The sequence below is a fragment of the Pedobacter sp. B4419 genome, assembly GCF_059693725.1.
Map to the genome: position 1 here is coordinate 1,408,213 of NZ_JCASSL010000001.1, position 13,613 is coordinate 1,421,825.

Sequence of the window (13,613 nt, forward strand, 5' to 3'; positions counted from 1 at the left end):
GGTTTACAGGTTTTTGGCGCTAAACAAGCCAGTAAGCTGTTTATCTGTGGCTTTTTTAAGTAAAGAATACTATCGCCATACGCCATACTCAATACGCACTACGCTATACTCACTACGCTTTACGCTATACGCAATACTCACTACGCCATACGCACTCCTCACTTACTCCAACGAATTCGTCAAAGCCCAATACCTGAAGCCCAATATGGCTTTCTGGAAAGTGCTCAGCTTCATCGGGTCTTTCTGATAATAACTGGGCAATACCAATTTGTTGAATTTTACCAAAAGCTTAAATATTTGCCTTTTCATAATTTCTTAATTCTTTCAGTTCTTTCTGTTTTTTGTTCCATAACAAAGCAAAAGCTGCACAGCCTAACAATGCAATACCCATGAATAAATAGGCCATGCCTTTGGCACTTTCCGTCTTTTTCAGCTGACTGCCCAGCTCTTCATTTTGGTCTTGCAGGCTTTTGATGCTTTTTCTGTAATTCAATATGCTCTCGGATGTTGTAGTAGCCGTAGTTTGCACTTGCTGCATTTGTACATCCTTGTAATCGAGCAATATTTTGAGTTCCTGAAAAATGTTATTGTCGTTAATGGCAATCTGCCTCAAAATTTCATTCGAATTCCTGATGTCGTTCTTGGTCTGAAAGCCAAAGATACCCGTGCGGGCATTTAAGCTTTCTTCATATTGGCCAAATTTGGCACTTCTTTCGGCCAATAAACCATTAATCTTTAAGCGTTGGATTTGATAAGCCGTAGTGTCTTGTGCAAAAGAATAAAAGCCGAATAAAATAGCCAACAGCGATAGCAATGTTGTTTTTTTGATCATCATGTTTAATAGAGAATAATTCAATACCAATACAACAATATAATTTTGCCATTGTTTAGCAACAAATTGTTGTGGTAGATTAGCAATTAGAATTCGTTTAGGCTCCAAGCCTCTGCCTTATGTGCAAAATGAGGCTTTACGATGGCCCAAGTTTCTTTAAACAAGGTCGAACTGCGGTACAGCTCCAAATGTGCCGGGCTTTGCCAATGGCTGATGGTGAAAAATATAGCTGGCTCGGTTTCATGCTGCAACAACTGTACGCTTTCACAGCCTTCAGCAGCTTTAATCTTAGCCTTTACACCTGAGAACAGTTTTTTGAAATCGGCAATAAAATCGGCTTCAAAATGCATTTTTACTACTCGAACTAGCATCAGATCAATTTTATGGATGAAATTCTACCCGAACAATATCGCTCAGGTGCAAGCCCAACAAGCCACTGGCTTTGCCTTTGTTGATGGCAATTTCTAAATGGTTGCTAATGCCAAACAAACAGAGTTTTTCTCCCTCCGGCACCTCGTTATAGTGCCAGCTGAGCTGCGTAATGGTTTCGCTTTTTCTAAAGTAAAGCGTAAAATCGCGGTTGCGCTGTATTTTGGTAAAGAGATCTTTGGTGATATTGGTAATCACATTGCAAAAAGTATCGATGTAAATTACGCTTCCCCTAATGATATCGCGCTCAATTACAGGGTGCAGTAACATCCTTTGCTCAATATCGTTGGCCGCAATGCCGATGTCTTTAAGTTTGCCCCCTTTGGCCAAATGGATGGCGGCCTTTACAAAAATATCTACCAGGGGAAAATGCAGGTATTTAAGGTCCTGCATAATATTCAGCTCTACAATCTCATCGGGTTTCTCATCAAACAGCAAAGAGAAAATCCCATTGTCGGCACCTACAAAAAAGTGGTCTTTATAGCGTAGGGCAACATATTTTGTTTTTTCGTTATATACAGAATCGATGCCGATGAGGTGTACCGTATGCTTGGGAAAGTAGGGGTAGGAGTTTTTAAGTACAAATGCGGCATAAGAAATGTTGAAAGAAGGAACTTCATGGGTGATATCAACAATATTGGCTGTAGGCAAGATACTCAGGATGCCCCCTTTGAGAGCGGCCTGGTAGAAATCCTTGGAGCCTAAGTCTGTTGTTAATGTGATAATCGCCATTAAAAATTCAATATTTATTCTTATTCTTGCGTAGGGGCAAATCGCCTACAAATATTCAAAAATTAAAATCAAAATAGACAATCTAAATAATAAAACACAATATTTTGAACGAACTGAAGCTTACACTAGAAACAACCGATCAGGTACAATTTTGGGGCGCCAACAACGAGCACTACGAGCTGATGAAGGCTGCTTTCCCGAAATTAAAGATCGTGGCAAGAGGAAACGACGTTAAGGCGTTGGGAGATGAGGCTGAATTAAAGGCTTTTGAGCAGAAGTTCGAACAACTCGTAGCCCACCTTGATCAATACAGGACATTGTCGCATAACGATGTCGAATCTATTTTAGGTGCCAAAAAAACAACTGTTAAAACAGATGAAGCACCTGCAATTACTGCAGTTAATAGTGGCGAAGTAATTGTTTATGGCAATCATGGACTGATGATAAAGGCCCGTACGGCCAATCAGCGCAAAATGGTTGACAGTATCGGCAAAAACGATGTGCTTTTTGCCATCGGTCCGGCAGGTACAGGTAAAACCTATACCGCGGTGGCTTTGGCTGTAAGGGCATTGAAGAATAAGGAAATCAAAAGAATCATCTTAACTAGGCCGGCCGTAGAGGCGGGAGAGAGCTTGGGCTTTTTGCCTGGCGATCTGAAAGAAAAGGTAGATCCTTATTTACGTCCGCTTTACGATGCCTTGGATGATATGATTCCGCCGGAAAAACTAAAACTCTATTTAGAAAACAGAACCATCGAAGTAGCGCCTTTGGCTTTTATGCGTGGCCGTACGCTCGATAACTGCTTTGTGATATTGGATGAGGCGCAAAATGCAACCGATCTGCAACTGAAAATGTTCCTGACCCGTATGGGGCCAACGGCTAAATTCATCGTTACAGGTGACATTACCCAGGTCGATTTGCCAAAGAAATCGCAATCGGGCTTGCATAATGCATTGCGGATCTTAACCGAAATTAAAGGCATAGATATTATTTACCTAAGCGGAGAAGACGTGGTGAGGCATAAATTGGTGAAAGCTATTTTGAAAGCCTACGGGGATATTCAGTAATTTAGTCTATAGTCTTAAGTCGGAGTCTTTACTCTACTTTCAACTTTATACTTTCAACCTTAAACTTTTCACTTTCAACTTTTCACTTTCAACTTTTCACCTTCAACTTTCAACTTTTAACCTTCAACTTTCAACTTTTAACCTTCTACAGCATCAACCTTTTTCAGTCTGATTTTGAACAGGTTCTAGCTAAACTGCAATAAATTTGAGCCCTGCAGCAATCAAAACTGTAGGGTTTTATTTTAAAATCGTATTTTTATAGGCTAATGAGAGCAATAAAAGAAACCCATTTTAATTTTCCGCAACAAAGCAATTATTATAAAGGCAAGGTGCGCGACGTTTATACCATCAACGATCAGTTAATGGCGATGGTTGTTAGCGATAGGATTTCGGCATTCGATGTGGTGCTGCCCGAAGCTATTCCTTTTAAAGGACAGGTGCTGAACCAGATTGCGGCCAAGTTTTTGGCAGCTACGCAAGACATCGTTCCAAATTGGGTATTGGCTACGCCAGACGAAATGGTGACGATTGGTCGCATTTGCGAGCCATTTAAAGTTGAAATGGTAATCAGGGGCTATTTGGCTGGCCATGCATGGCGCGAATACAGTATGGGGAGAAGAACCATCTGTGGCGTATCCCTGCCAGAAGGACTGAGCGAAAACGATAAATTGCCACAGCCAATCATTACGCCAACTACAAAAGCATCTGTTGGTCACGATGAGGATATTTCTAAAGCGGATATTTTGTCAAAAGGCATCGTTTCCTTATTGGATTACGAAAAACTAGAGGCTTATACGCATGCACTTTATGCACGTGGTACCGAAATGGCCGCAGAAAGAGGCCTGATATTGGTTGATACCAAATACGAATTTGGAAAAGTTGGAGATACGATTTACCTGATCGACGAAATCCACACCCCGGATTCTTCTCGTTATTTTTACGCAGAAGGCTATGAGGAAAGGCAAAAAAACAAAGAAGCCCAAAAACAATTGTCGAAAGAGTTTGTCCGTAAATGGTTAATCGAGAACAATTTCCAAGGAAAAGACGGGCAGGTAGTGCCAGTAATGACACCAGAAATCGTAGATTCGATCTCTGACCGCTACATTGAGCTGTACGAGCAGATTACCGGCGAGAAATTCGTCAAAAATCCATCTGCAGACATTTTAAACAGAATAGAAAAAAATACCACAAGCGCAATTAACGAGCTATTGTCAAAATAATCGTTAATTTCGTTTTCAATAAAAAATATAAAAACATGAAATTCTCAACTGATAAGCACGAAAAATATGTGGTATTAAAATTGGATGAGCCTAGGTTCACCAATGACAATACCCCGGCCTTAAAGTCTGAATTCATTTTGTTAAATACCGAAGGCTACCGCAATATTGTACTTGATTTGTCTAAAGTGAAAGAGTGTATCGATTCGCAAGACCTGAGCAGTTTACTAGTAGGAGATAGGCTTTGCAAGAGCGCCGGTGGTGTTTTTGTAGTGTGTTGCGTAAATGAAAACATTGCCAATATTGTAAAAATGTCTAACCTCCACCAATCGGTTACTTTTGTAAACAAGCTAGATGAGGCTACTGATCTCATCTTTATGGAAGAAATTGAAAAAGAGCTTCGCGGCAGTGTAGATAAAGGATGAGCTTGAATGAAATTTGAGGTAACCATTTTGGGCAGCAGTTCCGCTACTCCAGTATTTAACAGAAATCCAACTGCCCAATTACTAAACTGCAACGAAAAGTTTTATTTGATCGACTGTGGCGAAGGAACGCAACAGCAGCTGATCAAATTTGGTTTAAAAGCTTCCAAAATAGATTTTGTTTTTATCAGCCATTTGCATGGCGACCATTATTTTGGCTTGATTGGCTTGCTGTCGAGCATGCACCTCAACGGCCGGATCAAGCCTTTGCATATTTTTGCGCCAAAGGCAATTCAGGAGATTTTAGAGCTCCAGTTTAAGCATTCGGATACCAAGCTAAGGTATGAACTTGTGTATTTTGGCATTGATCCAGAAACCCCTGCCGTTATTTTCGAAAATAGGGATGTAGTTGTAGAGACGATTGTTTTGAACCATCGTATTCCCTGCACAGGATTTAAGTTCACCGAGAAAAAGCGGTTACGGAAGTTATTGGTCGACAAACTGGAGGCTAAAAATGTACCTATTGAATATTATCCTTTGTTAAAAAGAGGGGTAGATATAGATTTGCCTGGCGGGGATACACTACTGAATATAGATTATACTACGGATTCGGCTGTGCCTAAATCTTATGCCTATTGCTCTGACACGCTCTTTGATGAACGCTACTTCGATAGCATCAAAGATTGTGATACCTTGTATCATGAAGCCACGTTTTTGCACGATATGTTAGACAGGGCAAAAGAAACCCACCATACTACGGCTTTACAGGCTGCGCAGGTGGCGCAAATCGTAAATGCCAAGAGATTGCTCATCGGGCACTTTTCATCGCGCTACAAAACGTTGGCAGAGCTTTTAGACGAGGCGAAGAGCGTTTTCCCTGCAACACAATTAGCCATAGAAGGCCTTACTTACGAAATTTAAGCTATTTTAATCGTTCAAAAGTTAGAATCTGACCTTGTACGGTGCCTTTTTGGTAAAAATCGCCAATATATAATTTATCGTTTTCTATCTTGTAGGAGTAGAATTTAGTGGCATATAGGCTAGAAAGTGCATAATTAAGGCCAATGCTGTCTTTTTTAAAATTATACATGTAATGGCCACTCCAAATTTTGGGAAGCAGGTAGCCATTGCGCATTTCTTTTCCTCTATTGAGCAGGAAAATATTTTGATCGCCAATAAAAACAATAGTATCTTTTCTGCTCGAACTTTCTATCCAACTGCGATTAGCAACAGGGGGAGGCGGGGCTGGCTTTTCTTTTTTACAAGAAACCATTAGACCAGCTATACAGGCTAAAATTAGCAACTGTGTTTTAGGCAATAGTTTTTTCATAAAATAATGATAATTAGGGTTAACCGGTTGATAGTAAATGTACTAAATTAATTTTAAAGCAAAAAAACAGCAAGTATAAACTCCTTTCGCCTTCAACCTTTCACCTTCAACCTTTCACCTTCAACGTTTTACCCTAAAAAAGAGCAATCCCCCTTGTTGAGCATACAAGAGGGATTTATATTAAGGATTTGTTTGTTAAAAAATAGTGCTTATTGTTTTTTCCTTTTCAAAAAGAAAAGTCCGAAACCGGCAGCTATAACCAATAGCGTATCGGTATGGTCATCTAATGGGCAATTGACAAAAGAAAAGGTGTACAGAAGGCCCCAGTCATAAGAATTAGTATTTGAATTTTTTTCCACTTTGCACAGATCTTGTATTTCTTGGCAAAAAGTGTTATTAAAGTAGACCCTATCAGTATTAGATTTCCTGTAGGCAGCATATCCCTGCCATTCTGTTTTGTAATTGTAATATAGATAGCCATCGCCTACTAGGCAACCTTCTTCGGCTTTTGCAATAAGGCCAATTATGGATAAGCATATAGTGGCCAATAGAATTCTAACAGACATGGGGATGATACGTTATGCATCCCATTATCCAATAAATATGCCTGTAGTGCTGATTTTGCTATAAAATGCTAAATACATGTTTGAACATCTATATGACTAAGCTAAATCACTTTCTTGCTTGGATGTATCTTTTTGTGGTGTAGAAAAATATTCCCATAATTACCCATTTGTGGAAATTAATACACAATAGTTGGGGAATGAAAAGCAAAGAAAAAGGGCCAGAAGAAATCCTGGCCCTTTTGCATATTTTATATTATCAGATACGGTTATTTGTCTTTTTTGTTGCCACCGCCAAATACAGAGAAATGTACATAGCGTTTCGGATTGGCTTTTAAATCGATCATTAAGTTATCGAGGTTTTTAGCAGCATTGGACAGGTTATCGTACATCTTGGTATCATTAAGCAATTGGCCTAAAGTACCTTTTCCGCCTTTCAACTCGCTTACCATACCTTGCAAATCGGCTACGGCCTTGTTGGCATTGTCAATTGTCTGCTTAAAGTTAAGCGCAGCCGCTTTGTCTGTCACCGTATTCAGGTTAGCCAAAATCGCATCGATCTTGGCGCCGTTGTTTTTAAAGTTAACAGTAATGGCTTCTACATTAGAAAGGATGTTCGAAAGTTTAGAACTCTCAGAGCCTACCAATGCATCTACTTTTTTAGATGTATTTTCTAAAGAGGTTAGGGTAGAAGCAATGCTGTTGAAACTGCGGTCTACATTTTTCTGGAAATTAGGATTTAGGATAGAATTTACGCTGGTTAAGATAGAATCCATTTTGGCAATGATCAGCTCTGCTTTCTTTTGTACAGGCTGTACCGCTTCCATCAAGCCTTTTTCCACGTTGGCATTTAAGGTATAGCCGTCTTCAGCATATTCCTTGCTATCGCCCAAAACCATTACAATGGCTTTGCCACCCAATAAATCGGTACTTTCTAGGCGAGCTACCGTATTTTTTGGAATTTCGTATTGTGATTTGATCTTAAAGGTAGCTACAACGCTTCCGTCTTGTTTCAGTTCAAGCGCATCTACACGACCAATCTGAAAACCGTTAATCAGTACCGGCTTAGATACAGTAAGGCCATCTACATGAGAATATTTGGCATAGAGTACGGTTTCGCTCGAAAAAATAGAATTTCCTTTTAAAAAGTTGTAGCCGATGATCAATAAGGCTATGGCAAATGCCGCCAGAACGCCTACTTTAGTTTCGTTTTTGATTTTCACGTAGTTTGGGTTTATTTAGTTCTCAACTTCTTTTTTGTATTGTTTAATTGCATCTACAATTGCATTTACTATTTCTTCTTGTCCGCTGGCAGAGTTGATGTAATCTTCTTCGTCAGGGTTGGAAATGAAACCAATTTCGGTTAATACAGAAGGCATTGCTGCTCTTTGCAAGATCAATAAGCCCTGCTCTTTAACACCTCTGTTTACCCTTTTGTTTACTTCAGCATAGTTTTTCTGTATCTTTTGGGCCAAATTTAAGCTCTTTGACCTGTATAAAGACCTGTACAAAGATAGCATAATTAATTCCTCAGGATCTGTCGGATCATAAGTGCCTTTTTTCTTGTAGTCCTTGTCTTTGATAATCTCTTCGTTTTCTCTTAGGCCTGCATCCATTTCATTGATACGCCTATAAGCGCCTACAAAAGTCTCGGTACCCCGAGTGGTTTTGTTTTTAACATAGCTATAAATAGGCCTGCCTTTTTTGTCAGTACCCGTCTTTACCCTGTTGTCTGGCATAGAGTTGCAGTGGATGGAAATAAAAAGATCGGCTTTTAAGTCATTGGCAATTTCTGCCCTTCTATACCAATCTACATCTACATCGGTTTTACGGGTTTGCACCACTTTGATGCTCGGAAAAACTTCTTCCAATCTTTTGCCCAGCTTGAGGGCTACCTGTAAGGCCACATTTTTTTCTGAGGAGTAAGAACCCGATGCACCGCCCCTAAAGCCGCCATGGCCGGCATCAACTACTATCGTCTTCATTTTATACCCTTGGGCAAAGGCTTGCAAGGTAAAACAGCTACATATAATGAAAATAGACAGGTAATTCTTCAGGTTCATTTAACTTTATTTGGTGCAAATTTACAATAAATAATGTGAATTAGATTTCTATACTTGCTTTATAAGCTTGTATGGCTTTGAGCAGACATTCAGTAATTTCTATTTGTCCGGCCTCCGAGTTCATGTAGTCTTCTTCGGGAGGATTACTGATAAAGCCGATTTCGGTTAAAATGGCTGGCATTCCGGCGCGTGCCAATACGGCTAGGCTCTTTTCCTGTACGCCACGGTTGATCCGGCCCACCTTAACATATTCATCCTGTACGAATTTAGCCAGTTTTAAGCTCTGGGTCCTGAAAGTATTCTTCATCAGCGACAGGATAATGGCGCTTTCGGGATCATCGGGGTTAAAGCCTTCGTAGTTTTCCTTATAGTTGTCCTCTAAAAAGATAGATGCATTTTCCCTTTTAATGGCATCGTCTTGCTCGTTTATCCTTCCGGTACCCGATACAAATGTTTCTGTTCCGCGGGTTGAGGTGCTTTTGGCGCTTCTGTATTTATAGATGGGCACTTTTTTGCCTCTTTTGCGTGTATAGCCACTGACATAGCGCGTAGAATATACTGGCATATCATTGCAGTGGATAGAAATAAAAAGATCTGCTTTTACGGTGTTGGCTAGTCCAATACGTTCGTAAAGCGGTATAAATACATCTGTTGTACGTGTATAAACTACTTTTACGTCTTTTAGGTTTTCCTCAATCAGCTTACCCAGGCGCAATGCCGTTTTGAGCGCCACATCTTTTTCTGTAGAGTAAAGTCCATGCGTACTGCCGTCTCGGCCACCATGCCCTGCGTCTATGACAATTGTTTTTATTTTATATTCCTGTGCAAATGATTGATTATCAATGCCTAATAGCAACAAGGCAGAAATAATAACCATCAAAATTTTATTTGACCTAACCATTGGTATATTTTTCATTAATTTTGAACGTTTTGGGATAAACATTATTGCAAAAATAACATTCACGCACAAATTTGAAACTTTTACGGAATATCATTTTCATAACGGCTACTCTTTTATTTTCAGTTGCGGGGAATAAAGCTATGGCTTTGTCTAATTTCAAGTTCCAACAAGTAGTTAAACAAACCACTAAACAAACCGACACTTCCAAAACCGATACAGCTAAGGTCAAAAAAAAGATGACCAAAAGCAGCCTCGACGACAAACTGGAATATTATTCTCAAGATTCTATCCGTACCGACCGCAAAAACGGCATCATCCATTTGTATGGCAGGGCGCGCGTGATTTACGAAGATTTTGAACTCGATGCCGACTACATCAGGTTCAACTCCAAAGACAATACCATTTTTGCCAGAGGAGTTAAGACAGACAAAGGCAAATACGTTGGCCGCCCAATTTTTAAGATGGGCCAGGAAGGTTCGTCAATAGCCGATTCGTTAACCTATAATACCCAAGCACACCAAGGGGTGGTACATGGGGTATATACTGAACAGCAGGGTGGTTTTTTTTCTGGCGGCAAAACCAAGGTGCAGCCTGACAACGAATTTCACGTAAAGGGTACCATTTATAGTACCTGTAATTTACCCCATCCGCATTACGGTATACATATTACTAAAGGTATAGCCACCGAAACGCAGATCATTACGGGACCCGTTTACATGGAGTTTGAGGGGATACCCTTGCCTATAGCCATTCCCTTTGGCTTTTTCCCCAAGCCCAATAAAAAATCTTCGGGTATTATCTTGCCCACGCCAGGAGAGGATGCCACCAAAGGGTTTTCTTTAACCAATGGGGGATACTATTTGGCCTTAAACGATTATTGGGATGCCAAGCTTACGGGAAATATTTTCACCAATGGTTCTTACGATCTTAATTTGGCTACCAATTACATCAAGCGATACAAATACAATGGCAATTTTAACTTGGCCTATTCCAGCACCCGAAATGGTTTGGAAGGAACGCCAGAGTATACGCCACAAAAGAACTTTCACATTGGCTGGACGCATTCGCAAAATGCCAATGCCAGACCAGGTACTACGTTTAGTGCTTCGGTAAATGCAGGTACAGGAAATTACTTTAGAACTACTGCCGCCAATGGTAGTTATGACATCAGTCAGATTGCCCAGAATACAATGAGTTCGAGTATTTCTTATGGTAAAGTGTTTGGCGATGGTTTGTTCAACTTAACAGCGGCCTTAACCCACTCTCAGGAAACACAGAACAAAACCATTAGCTTAACACTGCCACAGATCAGTTTGAACATGTCGACCATTAACCCCTTCCAGTCAAAATTAAGTACTGGTACTCCAAAATGGTACGAAAAGCTAAGCGTGGGCTATAGTTTGCAGGCAAGTAATACCGTAAATACAAAAGAAGACCTGCTTTTTGATAAAGATGGATTAAAGCGTTTCAAGAATGGGATGCAGCACAGCATACCCATCAGCTTGCCTTTTAACGTATTGAAATACCTCAATTTTAATGCAAGTGCGAATTATAATGAGCGCTGGTATTTTCAGACCATCAGAAATCGTTACATCCAATCGCCGGGAGTTGACAGTATAGCGGTAGATACGGTGAACGGCTTCAGGCGTGCTGGGGAATATTCATTGAGCATGGGGATGTCGACCAAGTTTTATGGACGAAAAGATTTCAAGAACCTGGGCAAGATTAAAGCCATTAGGCACGTGGTTACGCCGAATATCAGTTTCTCTTACAAGCCAGATTTTTCGGCAAACAGCAATTATTATAAGCTCCAGGAAATTTATACCAATGATATCAGACCAGGCCAAAGCCAGCCAACCGGACAATATAAACTAGATAGCAAAGGTAAACCCTTAAAGTATTCGGTTTTTGAACAGGGTATTTTTGGCGGGCCATCTGCTGGGAGGCAGGCCAGTTTGGGTTTTTCAGTTGATAATAACGTAGAGTTGAAAGTGGCATCGACCAAAGACACCACGGGCACCGGAGAGAAAAAGATACCCATTATCCAAGGTTTAACCTTTTCGAGTTCCTACAATTTTGTGCAAGACAGTATGAAATTGGCACCCATCAATTTTAGTGGACGTTCGCAATTTACCGATAAGTTGGGTTTTAACTTTAGTGGGGTATTTAGTCCGTATGTGGTAGATAAAGTGACCACTGTTTCTGGAACAGGGGCAAATCGGGTGGAAACGGTTTCTTATAGGGAGATAGACAAATTTGTATGGAAAGACGGAAAATTGCCCCGTTTAACCAATTTTACTTTTTCTTTCGACTACAGCTTGAATCCAGATGCCTTGAAAAGCAGAAACAAAAACATGGATGCGCTCAAGGACCAGACCCAACAAGCAGCCCGTACGCCAGAACAGATAGAAGAGTTAGAAGCCATCAGCCGAGATCCGAATGCCTTTGTCGATTTCAATATTCCTTGGAACATTGCCTTCTCCTACAGTTTTAATTACAGCAATCCCTTCGGCCAAAAAACCACCCGAAACATTAGCAATACGCTCAACTTTAATGGAGATTTTAACCTGACCCCAAAGTGGAAGATCCAGTTTAACTCGGGATATGACTTTAAGGCAAAAAACCTGTCTTATACCTCCTTTGCCATTTATCGTGATTTGCACTGTTGGGACTTGAGCGCCAGCTGGATCCCTTTTGGCAGCTACCAGAGCTATTCGATAGACATTAAAGTAAAAGCTTCGATATTGCAAGATTTGAAATTGAGCAAGCGTAAAGGCTATTATACCAGATACTAATAACACAGAAAGATGCTAGCAGAAATCATTACCATTGGCGACGAAATCCTGATTGGTCAGGTTGTGGATACCAACTCTGCATGGATGGGCCAGGAACTGAACAAAATTGGCTTGAGCGTTAAGCAGATCACTTCGGTTTCGGATGAGGCTACACATATTAAAAAGGCATTGGATGAGGCGCAGCAACGAGCCGACATCATTTTAATGACCGGTGGTTTAGGCCCAACCAAAGACGATATCACCAAATTGACTTTGTCTGACTATTTTGGCATGCCTTTGCGTAGGGACGAGGCTACCTTGGCGCATGTAACCGAGATTTTTGCCCGGTTAAACAGGCCGATGATCGAAGCCAATATCAAACAGGCTGATGTGCCAGATGGTTGTACTGTTATCCAAAATAAGAATGGTACCGCTCCTTGTATGTGGTTTGAAGTGAATGGAAAGATCTTTGTATCTATGCCAGGCGTGCCGTTTGAGATGATGTACCTCATGGAAGAGGAAATCCTGCCCAGGCTAAAAGAAGCTTTTAATCTCCCGTCTATAGTTCATAAAACCATCTTAACCGCGGGTTTGGGCGAGTCGTTTTTAGCGCAGCAGATAGAAGACATTGAAGACAAACTGCCTGAACATATTAAACTGGCTTATTTGCCAAAATTGGGTCAAGTGAGATTGAGGTTGAGTGGCAAGGGAACGGACGAGGTAGTACTAAGCAACGAAATCAACTACTTTGCCCAACAAATCATAGACAGGATTGCCAAGCATGTAGTAATTGATCAGGATATTGCCTTGGAAAAAGCAATTTTAGACCAGATGGAAGCGCATGGACTTACGCTTTCTGTTGCCGAGAGCTGTACCGGTGGCTATATTGCCCACCTCATTACGCAACATGCAGGTTCATCTGCCGTATTTGCCGGTGGTGCTGTGGCTTATTCTTATGATTTAAAAGAATCGATTTTAGGAGTGAAGCACGAAACACTTACTGCTTTTGGAGCGGTGAGCGAACAAACCGTTAAGGAAATGGCACAAGGAGCCATTACGCATTTTAAAACGGATTATGCCATTGCAGTAAGCGGTATTGCCGGACCAGGCGGAGGCTTGCCAGGCAAGCCGGTTGGCACGGTGTGGATTGCCCTAGCCAGCAAGGATAAAGTAGAGGCCAAATTGTTCACTTTTGGCAGCAAAAGAATTCAAAATATTGAGCGATCGGCCATGGCTGCCTTAACCATGCTCTTAAATCTCTTGAAACAAGATTTGAATTAAAT

At 40.8% G+C, this 13,613-nt stretch carries 15 protein-coding genes; 6 read left to right on the top strand and 9 right to left on the bottom strand.

The window, feature by feature from the left end; all coding sequences use genetic code 11:
* Positions 1–162: 162 nt before the first annotated feature.
* The 4 genes from AC570H_RS05605 to AC570H_RS05620 all read right to left on the bottom strand — a co-directional run bounded on the left by AC570H_RS05605 (position 163) and on the right by AC570H_RS05620 (position 1,993).
* On the bottom strand, positions 163–309 hold the full coding sequence (locus AC570H_RS05605; protein WP_497352563.1) for a hypothetical protein: 147 nt from the start codon (positions 307–309) through the stop codon (positions 163–165).
* On the bottom strand, positions 290–835 hold the full coding sequence (locus tag AC570H_RS05610) for a hypothetical protein (RefSeq protein ID WP_497352565.1): 546 nt from the start codon (positions 833–835) through the stop codon (positions 290–292). The genes AC570H_RS05605 and AC570H_RS05610 overlap by 20 nt, the downstream gene beginning before the upstream one ends.
* Before the next feature lie 83 nt (positions 836–918).
* Positions 919–1,203, bottom strand: coding sequence for a putative quinol monooxygenase (locus AC570H_RS05615; protein ID WP_497352567.1), 285 nt, complete (start codon positions 1,201–1,203; stop codon positions 919–921).
* Positions 1,204–1,213: 10 nt separating this feature from the next.
* Positions 1,214–1,993, bottom strand: coding sequence for an SAM hydrolase/SAM-dependent halogenase family protein (locus tag AC570H_RS05620; protein ID WP_497352569.1), 780 nt, complete (start codon positions 1,991–1,993; stop codon positions 1,214–1,216).
* Between the two features lie 104 nt (positions 1,994–2,097).
* Between AC570H_RS05620 and AC570H_RS05625 the strand changes: the two genes are divergently transcribed.
* From AC570H_RS05625 to AC570H_RS05640, 4 genes are all read left to right on the top strand, one after another.
* Positions 2,098–3,060 carry a PhoH family protein gene (locus AC570H_RS05625; protein ID WP_497352571.1) on the top strand — a complete coding sequence of 321 codons (963 nt, stop codon included), beginning with the start codon at positions 2,098–2,100 and terminating at the stop codon, positions 3,058–3,060.
* 266 nt (positions 3,061–3,326) lie between these two features.
* Positions 3,327–4,280: a phosphoribosylaminoimidazolesuccinocarboxamide synthase gene (locus AC570H_RS05630; protein ID WP_497352573.1), complete on the top strand. Its 954-nt coding sequence runs from the start codon at positions 3,327–3,329 to the stop codon at positions 4,278–4,280.
* A gap of 35 nt (positions 4,281–4,315) precedes the next feature.
* Positions 4,316–4,702, top strand: a complete 387-nt coding sequence (locus AC570H_RS05635; protein WP_497352575.1) for an STAS domain-containing protein — start codon at positions 4,316–4,318, stop codon at positions 4,700–4,702.
* Positions 4,703–4,708: 6 nt separating this feature from the next.
* Positions 4,709–5,620, top strand: coding sequence for a ribonuclease Z (locus AC570H_RS05640; protein ID WP_497352577.1), 912 nt, complete (start codon positions 4,709–4,711; stop codon positions 5,618–5,620).
* A gap of 1 nt (position 5,621) precedes the next feature.
* Here AC570H_RS05640 and AC570H_RS05645 read toward each other — a convergent pair whose 3' ends face one another.
* From AC570H_RS05645 to AC570H_RS05665, 5 genes are all read right to left on the bottom strand, one after another.
* The gene (locus tag AC570H_RS05645; protein WP_497352579.1) at positions 5,622–6,029 is read right to left on the bottom strand and encodes a hypothetical protein; all 408 of its coding nucleotides are present in this window, start codon (positions 6,027–6,029) and stop codon (positions 5,622–5,624) included.
* A 209-nt stretch (positions 6,030–6,238) separates the two neighbouring features.
* A complete protein-coding gene (locus tag AC570H_RS05650; protein WP_497352580.1) occupies positions 6,239–6,595 on the bottom strand; it encodes a hypothetical protein in 357 nt (118 codons plus the stop codon).
* Between the two features lie 266 nt (positions 6,596–6,861).
* On the bottom strand, positions 6,862–7,815 hold the full coding sequence (locus AC570H_RS05655) for an MlaD family protein (RefSeq protein ID WP_497352582.1): 954 nt from the start codon (positions 7,813–7,815) through the stop codon (positions 6,862–6,864).
* Positions 7,816–7,830: 15 nt separating this feature from the next.
* The gene (locus AC570H_RS05660; protein ID WP_497352584.1) at positions 7,831–8,655 is read right to left on the bottom strand and encodes an N-acetylmuramoyl-L-alanine amidase family protein; all 825 of its coding nucleotides are present in this window, start codon (positions 8,653–8,655) and stop codon (positions 7,831–7,833) included.
* 40 nt (positions 8,656–8,695) lie between these two features.
* Positions 8,696–9,571 (bottom strand): N-acetylmuramoyl-L-alanine amidase family protein, encoded by an 876-nt coding sequence (locus tag AC570H_RS05665; protein WP_497352586.1) that lies wholly within the window; start codon positions 9,569–9,571, stop codon positions 8,696–8,698.
* A 125-nt stretch (positions 9,572–9,696) separates the two neighbouring features.
* Between AC570H_RS05665 and AC570H_RS05670 the strand changes: the two genes are divergently transcribed.
* Both AC570H_RS05670 and AC570H_RS05675 read left to right on the top strand, forming a co-directional pair.
* The gene (locus AC570H_RS05670; protein WP_497352588.1) at positions 9,697–12,351 is read left to right on the top strand and encodes a putative LPS assembly protein LptD; all 2,655 of its coding nucleotides are present in this window, start codon (positions 9,697–9,699) and stop codon (positions 12,349–12,351) included.
* Positions 12,352–12,363: 12 nt separating this feature from the next.
* Positions 12,364–13,611 carry a competence/damage-inducible protein A gene (locus tag AC570H_RS05675; protein ID WP_497352590.1) on the top strand — a complete coding sequence of 416 codons (1,248 nt, stop codon included), beginning with the start codon at positions 12,364–12,366 and terminating at the stop codon, positions 13,609–13,611.
* Positions 13,612–13,613 lie beyond the last annotated feature (2 nt).